Source organism: Loktanella sp. IMCC34160 (assembly GCF_004145845.1).
GTDB lineage: Bacteria > Pseudomonadota > Alphaproteobacteria > Rhodobacterales > Rhodobacteraceae > SELP01.
This window is the reverse complement of sequence record NZ_SELP01000004.1, coordinates 497,659-505,300: the sequence shown is the minus strand read 5'-3', so window position 1 is coordinate 505,300 and position 7,642 is coordinate 497,659. Positions and strand designations below refer to the sequence as shown.

Annotated in this window: 10 protein-coding genes; 2 read left to right on the top strand and 8 right to left on the bottom strand. The window is 61.9% G+C overall.

What is annotated here, in order from left to right; genetic code table 11:
- The 4 genes from EU803_RS13605 to EU803_RS13595 all read right to left on the bottom strand — a co-directional run.
- On the bottom strand, positions 1 to 652 hold a 652-nt coding region (locus EU803_RS13605), incomplete at its 3' end, for a 3-keto-5-aminohexanoate cleavage protein (protein WP_129683696.1).
- A gap of 60 nt (positions 653 to 712) precedes the next feature.
- Positions 713 to 865 carry a hypothetical protein gene (locus tag EU803_RS18615; RefSeq protein WP_165352837.1) on the bottom strand — a complete coding sequence of 51 codons (153 nt, stop codon included), beginning with the start codon at positions 863 to 865 and terminating at the stop codon, positions 713 to 715.
- 28 nt (positions 866 to 893) lie between these two features.
- The gene (locus EU803_RS13600; RefSeq protein WP_129683694.1) at positions 894 to 1,751 is read right to left on the bottom strand and encodes an alpha/beta hydrolase; all 858 of its coding nucleotides are present in this window, start codon (positions 1,749 to 1,751) and stop codon (positions 894 to 896) included.
- Positions 1,748 to 2,128 carry a hypothetical protein gene (locus tag EU803_RS13595; RefSeq protein ID WP_129683693.1) on the bottom strand — a complete coding sequence of 127 codons (381 nt, stop codon included), beginning with the start codon at positions 2,126 to 2,128 and terminating at the stop codon, positions 1,748 to 1,750. Before EU803_RS13595 ends, EU803_RS13600 begins: the two co-directional genes overlap by 4 nt.
- Before the next feature lie 283 nt (positions 2,129 to 2,411).
- Here EU803_RS13595 and EU803_RS13590 point away from each other — a divergent pair, with 283 nt between their 5' ends.
- Together EU803_RS13590 and EU803_RS13585 are read left to right on the top strand one after the other, a co-directional pair.
- Positions 2,412 to 3,287, top strand: a complete 876-nt coding sequence (locus tag EU803_RS13590; RefSeq protein ID WP_129683691.1) for a dioxygenase — start codon at positions 2,412 to 2,414, stop codon at positions 3,285 to 3,287.
- Between the two features lie 93 nt (positions 3,288 to 3,380).
- Positions 3,381 to 4,271: a LysR family transcriptional regulator gene (locus EU803_RS13585; RefSeq protein WP_129683689.1), complete on the top strand. Its 891-nt coding sequence runs from the start codon at positions 3,381 to 3,383 to the stop codon at positions 4,269 to 4,271.
- Positions 4,272 to 4,286: 15 nt separating this feature from the next.
- On the opposite strand, the gene EU803_RS13580 is transcribed toward EU803_RS13585, so the two are convergent.
- From EU803_RS13580 to EU803_RS13565, 4 genes are read right to left on the bottom strand one after another with little or no spacing between them, the layout of a single operon-like run.
- The gene (locus EU803_RS13580) at positions 4,287 to 4,985 is read right to left on the bottom strand and encodes an ABC transporter ATP-binding protein (RefSeq protein WP_129683687.1); all 699 of its coding nucleotides are present in this window, start codon (positions 4,983 to 4,985) and stop codon (positions 4,287 to 4,289) included.
- Positions 4,978 to 5,721: an ABC transporter ATP-binding protein gene (locus EU803_RS13575; RefSeq protein ID WP_129683685.1), complete on the bottom strand. Its 744-nt coding sequence runs from the start codon at positions 5,719 to 5,721 to the stop codon at positions 4,978 to 4,980. The genes EU803_RS13580 and EU803_RS13575 overlap by 8 nt, the downstream gene beginning before the upstream one ends.
- Positions 5,714 to 6,718: a branched-chain amino acid ABC transporter permease gene (locus EU803_RS13570; RefSeq protein WP_129683683.1), complete on the bottom strand. Its 1,005-nt coding sequence runs from the start codon at positions 6,716 to 6,718 to the stop codon at positions 5,714 to 5,716. The genes EU803_RS13575 and EU803_RS13570 overlap by 8 nt, the downstream gene beginning before the upstream one ends.
- A 4-nt stretch (positions 6,719 to 6,722) precedes the next feature.
- On the bottom strand, positions 6,723 to 7,592 hold the full coding sequence (locus EU803_RS13565; protein ID WP_129683681.1) for a branched-chain amino acid ABC transporter permease: 870 nt from the start codon (positions 7,590 to 7,592) through the stop codon (positions 6,723 to 6,725).
- Between the last annotated feature and the right edge of the window lie 50 nt (positions 7,593 to 7,642).

The window sequence follows — 7,642 nt, the reverse complement described above, 5'->3', positions numbered from 1 at the left end:
CCCATTCGTTCAGGGTGATCTGCTGCGCGCCGATGCCCGCGGCGCACCAGGGCGCGTCCGCGCCGAACAGCCGATGGACCGTGTGGATGTAGTAATCGAAGACATCCCGATCGACCGGCATCGCGTTTTTCACCCCCATCACGAACTGGATGTAGGGCGTGCCGGACAGCTGCCCGCGATCGGCCATGTCCCGCGCCTTGAGGATGTGGCTCAGGTCAAAGGCCTCGATCTCGGGCTTGACGTCATGGGCCAGCATCTCGGCGGCCAGCCAATCGACCAGATCAGGCGGGTTTTCGTAGACACGGGTCGGAAAGTTGTTCGACCCCACCGACAAAGAGGCCATGTCCGGCCGCAGCGGCAGCATGCCGCCGCGTGTCTGCCCGGCCCCCGAGCGCCCGCCGGTCGAGAACTGAAGGATCATGCCCGGACAATGCTTTTCCAGACCCTCCTTCAGACGGGCGAATTTCTCCGGGTCAGAAGAGGGCGTCTCGTCTTCGTTGCGCACATGCGCATGCACGATGGTGGCCCCGGCCTCGAAGGCCTCGTGGGTCGATTCCACCTGTTCCGACACCGAAATCGGAACCGCCGGATTGTTCGCCTTCGTCGGCAAACTACCCGTAATCGCAACACAGATGATGCAGGGGTTTGTCATTGCATGGTTTCCGTGATCAAGGCGCGACCGGGGTCGCGGCACGTCTGGGTCTGTCGTCGTTCAAGTGGCCGTGTGGCCGTTGCTCGGGATCACTTCAGCCTTCGCCGCCCGTTCGATGGCGCTGCGCTCGTCAGCGGTAAAGAACATCCAGGCGGCGTCCGTAGCCTTGTGTTTCTTGCACCCCGGACAGGGGTTTTCTGGGTTCTTGCACATGGCTCCTCCTCCCGTGCATTGGTTTCCCTCAGGCCGCTTTGGCCTCCGAAACAGGCATCTTCTCCAGGGCGTCCGCAAAGAAGGGCCGGAACCCTTCAGGGTGTTCGCTCATCGGGAAATGCCCGAGTTCGTCCATCACCGCCAAGGTCGCGCCCGGGATCGCCTGTGCGGTCCGCGCGGCATCTTCCGGCGTGCAGGTCAGGTCATAGGCGCCGACGATGATATGCACCGGCGTCCGTGTGGTATCGATAGCCCCAAGGCGGGCGATCAGGCTGTCGTCCTTGGTGTAGAAGCTCAGGTCGCCCCGGAACACGCCCGGACCGCTTTGCATGAACATCCACAGCGTATTCCAGCGTTCGGAATTCGGCGCGTAGGGCGAGATATTGGCCGACACGAGCGCCGCGCCCATTTCCCCGCCATGGGCATCCGGACGGTGGAACCAGTCGATGTCATACCAGGCGGGCTGGAAATCCGACGCTTCGATGGCGATGAAGCCGCTGAATTTGTCGGGGTGCAGCGCCGCCAGTTGCAGGGCGATCCGCCCCCCCATCGAACAGCCCGCCAGCACCGGGCGATCCAGCCCCAGCCCGTCGATCACCGCAAGAACGGTTTCGATATAGGCCTCGGTCGTCAGCAGGTATTCCTGCGTCTCGAACCCTTCGGGCGGCAGGGATTTCCCGTGCCACGGCATGTCGAAGGCGATCAGACGGTTCGACGCGGTGATCTTCGCATCGTTCATCAGGTGGCGCCACTGGCGGGTATCGGCCCCGGCAGTGTGCAGGCAAAGAACGGGACGCCCCTGCCCGGCCTCTTCAAAATAGATGCGGCGCGGCGCGCCTGCGATGTCGACGGTCACGTAGCGACCGGTGATTGGCTCGATGCTCATGCTGCCAGCTCCTGTTCTGCGCGGGCGAGGCCAAGAACCTCTTTGATGAACCGCAGGTTCTTGACGAGGCTCAGGATGTCGCCGTCGATGCGGCCCCGACCGATCTTCACCAGCCCAAAGATGTCGTGAAATCCGGGTTCCGGCCGGGCCTGCCAGAATTTCCCGAGCGCCTCGGCATCGGTCCGCAGGGCAAACCGCCACGGTGTCTTGCGGCTGGGTCCCTCGGCCACAGACAGGATGCGGCCCTTTTCGAAGGTCAGGTAGTATTCGTCGCCGCCGATTTCGATCAGCACTGTCTCGGAAAACAGTCGGCCAAGTCGGATCAGATGCGGGGTCGCATCAAGGCGGGTCTGAATCTGCTTGAATGTTTCGAGCACGCTGGCCTCCCAATGCGGTCAAGTGTTGACGCTTTGGTGGCACGAACATTTGGCAAAGCGCCATGCCGATAGGGGTATGGGGCAATACCCATTCCTGTCGCCCGGCACGAACCCCTACGAAAACTGGCTAAATCAAGGTGTTCCCGACCTCGTGTCACTATCGGTATCACCCGATACCGGCACAGGCATTGGGCGACGGCCAGTCTTGGGCAAAGGCTGTGTCACGACGAGAGGCACCCGCGTCTCGGAACAGATACCAGACTGCCAGGAGGAGGATTTACTTATGGGCATCGTCAACCAAGACAACATCACTGAGGTCGTGATCGACAGCCTCGGCAAACATGGCGACATCACCGACCGCCAACGCGAGCTTGCGACCGGCCTGATCAAGCACATGCACGCCTTCATCAAGGACGTGAAACTGCAACACAGCGAATTCCTGGCCGCCTGCGACTACCTCGCACGTGCCGGCAAGCTGTGCAACGACAACCGCCAGGAATTCATCCTGCTGGGCGATATTCTGGGCATCGAGGTTCTGGTCGACATGATGACCAACCCGGTCGAAGGCAACGAAAGCGAATCCACCGTGCTCGGGCCGTTCTACCGCGAAAACCCGCCGGTCCTGCCCAAGGGCGCCTCGACCATCCAAAAGCACTTCGACAACGAAGAAACCGCCTATTACGAAGGCTTCATCAAGGATGAAAACGGCAACGGCATTGCCGGAGTGACCTTGGATGTCTGGGAAGACGCCCCGAACGGCATCTACGAAAACCTCGACCCCGATCAGCCGGAATACAACCTGCGTGGCCGGTTCGAAACCGACGAGAACGGCCATTACGCCTTTGTCGCCGTGCGCCCGGTGCCCTACCCGATCCCGGACGATGAAACCGCAGGCGAACTGCTGCGCTTCATGGGCCACCACCCGAACCGCCCCGGCCACATGCACTTTGTCATCTCCAAGGACGGTTTCCGCCCGCTGATCAGCCAGATCTACGACGCCGACAGCGCATGGCTGGAAGAGGACAGCGTGTTCGCCGTCAAGGAAAGCCTGATCGGCAAGTTCAAACCCGCAGCCGCTGAACTGGGCACCGACCTGCACTTCGAATTCGACTTTACCCTGAAGTCCGAAGCCGTCGCCCAGTCGGTCGCCGCCGAGTAAGACCAGAAATCTCCCTGAGGACTGGCCCCCGTGAAAACGGGGGCCTTTCTTTTTCAAGAGTATTGCATAGGGTTCGATCAGGGAGAGCGGGAAATGAACTTCAAGCAGCTGACCTATTTCATCGCAGTCGCTGAGGAACTGCACTTTGGCCGCGCCGCCGAAAGGCTGGACATGGCGCAGCCGCCGCTCAGCCGCCAGATCAAGCAGCTCGAGGAAGATCTTGGCGCGATCCTGTTCAACCGTGGCCGCAGCGCGATTACACTCACGCAGGCCGGGCAGCGGCTTCTGGAGCGCGGAAAGTCGATCCTGAACCAGCTCGAAGATACCCAATTGGAGGTGCGCCGCCTTGGACAGGGGGCCGAGGGGCGGCTGCGCATCGGTTTCGTCGGGTCTGCCACCTTTGGCATCCTGCCCAACATCATCCGGTCCTACCGCGCGAATTACCCGGAGGTGAACCTGAGCCTGAACCCGATGAACAACGCGGACCTGCACCGGGCGTTGGTGTCGCGCGAAATCGACGTGGTCTTTGCCCGGCCCACCCTCAAGGACCCTGAATTCCTGTCAAAACATCTGGTCGAGGAGAAGCTGATCCTCGCGCTGCCCGATATCGTGGATACGGGCGGGCGCACGGTGGCCAAGCTGGAACGGCTGATGACCCACAACCTGATCCTATATCCCGAACGGCCGCGGCCCAGCTATGCTGACATGGTTCTGAAGGCGGTCGAGGACGCGGGCTTTGAGGCGCCGATGCGGATCTGGTGTATGGACCTGCAAACGGCTCTGGGGCTGGTCGCAGTCGGCGAAGGGGTCTGCATCGTGCCCGAATCCGTTGCCAATGCCCCGCGCAAGGGCATGAAATTCCTAAAGATCGAACCCGAAATCGCGCGCACCGAGCTTTCGGTGAACTACCGCCTTGATGAACAGGGCGTCCATGTGAAGAACTTCGTCAACATCGCGCAAAAAGTGGCCCGCAAGCTGCTATAGCCTGCGGGCCTCCAATCAGACACCCAGCCAGGTGTGCTGCGCCTCGGTGTCGGCCTTGATGGCTTCGGGCGTGCCGGTCCAGACGACCTGCCCCTTGCTGACCACCACGACGTCATCCGCAAGCGATGTAGCAAAGCCGAAATTCTGCTCAACAATGATCATCGACAATCCAGCGGATTTGAGATCCTGAAGCTTGTCGTGGATCAGCTTGACGATGATCGGCGCAAGCCCCTCAGTCGGTTCATCGAGGATCAAAAGACGCGGGTTCATCAACAGCCCCCGTGCGATTGCCAGCATCTGCTGTTCGCCGCCAGACAATTGGGTGCCGCCGTTGTCCATCCGCTCGGCAAGCCGGGGAAAGACGTCCAGCACCCGCTCCATCGTCCAATCCGGGTCGGTCCCGCCAAACCGCTTGGCCGCGATTTCAAGGTTTTCGCGCACGGTAAGCGACGGGAATATGTCGCGGGTTTCGGGGACATAGGCGATCCCGCTTTTGGCGATGTCATAGGGCTGGGTGGCGATCGGTTTGCCGTCGAACAGGATCTCTCCCGCCCGGCGCGGCAGCAGCCCCATGATGGTTTTCAGCGTCGTGGATTTGCCGGCGCCGTTGCGGCCAAGGATGGCAAGCACCCGCCCCGCCTGTGCCGCAAGCGTCAGACCATAGAGGACCTGAGTTTCGCCGTATCCGGACTCGATATCCTTCAGGTCAAGCATCTTCCCAACTCCCCAGATAGATTTCCCGAAGCAGGCTTGATCCGCGGGCCTCGTTCGGGGCTCCGTCAAAGACGACCTCGCCATAATTGAGGACCGTGATCGTATCAGCCACGTCAAAGGCCAGGTCCATGTCATGTTCGATGATCAACATGGTCAGGTCGCGCGGCAGATTGTTCAGAAGGTCGTGAAACGCCTTCGACATCTCCGGCCCGACGCCGCTGGTGGGTTCGTCCATCAAAAGGACCAGCGGCCGGGTCGCAAGCGCCACGCCGACCTCAAGCTGGCGCCGGACGCCATAGCTGATCTCGGACACCTTGGCGTGGATAAAGGGCATCAGGTTGACCTGTTCGGCCACCTCTTGCACGATCTCGCGCACCTCGGGCCGGGCAAGGCTGTCCCCCCAAAGCCGGGTGGCGTGGCCGGTGTGAACGGCCGCCGCGAGGCCAAGGTTCTCCTCGACCGTCAGACCATCGAACAGCGTGTTCTTCTGATAGCTGCGCGACAGGCCGCGCCGCGCACGTTGCGCCACTGTCAGTGATGTCACGTCCTCTCCCGCCAGATGCACGGATCCGCTGTCGGGAGTCAATTCACCGACCAGCTGGTTGAACAGCGTGGTCTTGCCCGCCCCATTGGGTCCAAGGATCACGCGGCGCTCTCCGCGCTCCAGCTTGAGCGACACCTGGCGGGTGACGTGTACCGCGCCGAATTTCTTGTCCAGTTCCCGGGTTTTAAGCATCGGTCGTGACCTCCTTCTGGTCCTGTGAACGGGTCGCATCGGCTAGGCGGCGGTCCAGCCGCGCACCCCAGCGCTTTTCGATCCAGCCGAAAATGCCGTTGGACCGGCTCATGACGACACCGATTAAGATCAGCCCGACGGCAAGGTGCCAATAAGGGGTGATCCCGCTGATTTCATGTTTGAGAACCACAAAGGCGGCGGCGCCGACCAGCGGGCCGACCAGCGTGCCCAGCCCCCCAAGGATGACGACCACAAGCGCCTCGCCGGACACGGTCCATGTCAGCAAACCCGGCGAGATATACATGATATGCTGGGCGGCAAGCGTTCCCGCCAACCCTGCGATCATTCCCGACAGGCCAAAGACATCAGCCTTGACGCGCCAAACGGTCAGGCCAAGCGCGCGCATCCGCTGTTCGTTGTGCATGACACCCGAGAATGAGCGCCCAAGACCGGAGCGCAGGATCAGCACCGCCGCGCCATAGACCGCGCCCAGCAGGACAAGGCAGAACAGCGCAAAGGTCCGGCTGTCATTCAGGTTCAACCCGATGAGGCTGAGATCCAGGCGCCGGATGCCGCTAAGCCCGTCATCGCCCCCAAAGATCGGCGCCTCGAATACATAGGAATAGGCCATCTGGCCAAAAGCCAGTGTCGCCATGATGAAATAGATCCCGTGGCTGCGCGAACAAATCGCGCCGATGATCCAGGCAATCGCGCCCGACAGGGCAACGGCCCCGCCCATGGCAATCGGCGGCGCGATACCGGCCGAGGTCGACAGAATGGTGAAGGCATAGGCGCCGACCCCCATCAGGGCGCCGTGGCACAGCGAGACCATCCCCCCGAACCCGGCCACGATGTCCAGTGCCAGAACCAGCATGGCAAGGATCAGGATCTCGGTCAGGATTTCCAGCCCGAAGTACCCGGCCGTCAGCGCCTGAAACAGCGCCCCGGCCAAAAGCAGGGCCAGCGTGGCATAGCGAAGTGTCGTGTGGCGGAACATCGGATTATCCTTTCGCGGGGAACAGGCCGACAGGCTTGATCACGAGGACCGCTGCCAGAAGTGCGTAGATGAGGACCGAGGCCAGCTGTGGCGCAAGCACCGCCCCGAAGGTCTGGACAAAGCCGTAGATCAGCGATCCGGCGATCGCGCCCCGAAGCGACCCAAGACCCCCGATCACGATAACGATCAGCGTCGGGATCAGGATCTGGAGGCCCATGTCGGGCGTGACGCTCAGAAGTGGAGCGGCAACCGCACCCGACAGCCCGGCCAGCCCGCAGCCGACACAGAAGACGATGAAGAACAGGCGTTCGACATTGATGCCGAGACAGGCCGCCATGCAGTCATTGTCCACCCCGGCCCGGATCATGGCCCCGATCTGCGTGCGCCCGAGGACGAATGCGAGCGTGGCAAAGATCGCCACTCCGAGGGCGATGATGAACAGCCGATAGACGGGGTACTCGATACCGAGAAGTGTCAGTCGCCCGGACAGACTCGCCGGTACATCAATGGCCAGCGCAAGGTCGCCCCAGATGATCCGGGTCAGGTCCAGCAGCGCGAAGATCAATCCGAAAGTCACCAGGACCTGCGCCATCGGCCCCGCACGGCGCATCCGCCGGATCAGACCCGAGTAGAGCAAGACCCCCACCCCTGCCACGGCGACCGGGGCAAGGAAGAACCCCATCCAATAGCCGCCGACCGCAGCCAGAGAGGCCGCAACATAAGCCCCCATCGCATAGAGCGAGCCATGGGCAAGGTTGACGAAATGCATCAGGCCAAAAATCACGGTCAGGCCGATCGAAAGCAGGAACAGTAGCATGGACAGCTGGAGCGCATTGAGCGCTTGCAGCACCCAGAACCCAAGATCATGTGCCATTTGGCGTCCTCCGGAAAATTGGATGGCCCGACCGGGTGGAACCGGCCGGG

Excerpts from the sequence above, each read along its gene's own strand:
- EU803_RS18615 (WP_165352837.1), bottom strand. The coding sequence starts at position 865 with ATGTGCAAGAACCCAGAAAACCCCTGTCCGGGGTGCAAGAAACACAAG.
- EU803_RS13600 (WP_129683694.1), bottom strand. The coding sequence starts at position 1,751 with ATGAGCATCGAGCCAATCACCGGTCGCTACGTGACCGTCGACATCGCA.
- EU803_RS13590 (WP_129683691.1), top strand. The coding sequence starts at position 2,412 with ATGGGCATCGTCAACCAAGACAACATCACTGAGGTCGTGATCGACAGC.
- EU803_RS13585 (WP_129683689.1), top strand. The coding sequence starts at position 3,381 with ATGAACTTCAAGCAGCTGACCTATTTCATCGCAGTCGCTGAGGAACTG.
- EU803_RS13580 (WP_129683687.1), bottom strand. The coding sequence starts at position 4,985 with ATGCTTGACCTGAAGGATATCGAGTCCGGATACGGCGAAACTCAGGTC.
- EU803_RS13575 (WP_129683685.1), bottom strand. The coding sequence starts at position 5,721 with ATGCTTAAAACCCGGGAACTGGACAAGAAATTCGGCGCGGTACACGTC.
- EU803_RS13570 (WP_129683683.1), bottom strand. The coding sequence starts at position 6,718 with ATGTTCCGCCACACGACACTTCGCTATGCCACGCTGGCCCTGCTTTTG.
- EU803_RS13565 (WP_129683681.1), bottom strand. The coding sequence starts at position 7,592 with ATGGCACATGATCTTGGGTTCTGGGTGCTGCAAGCGCTCAATGCGCTC.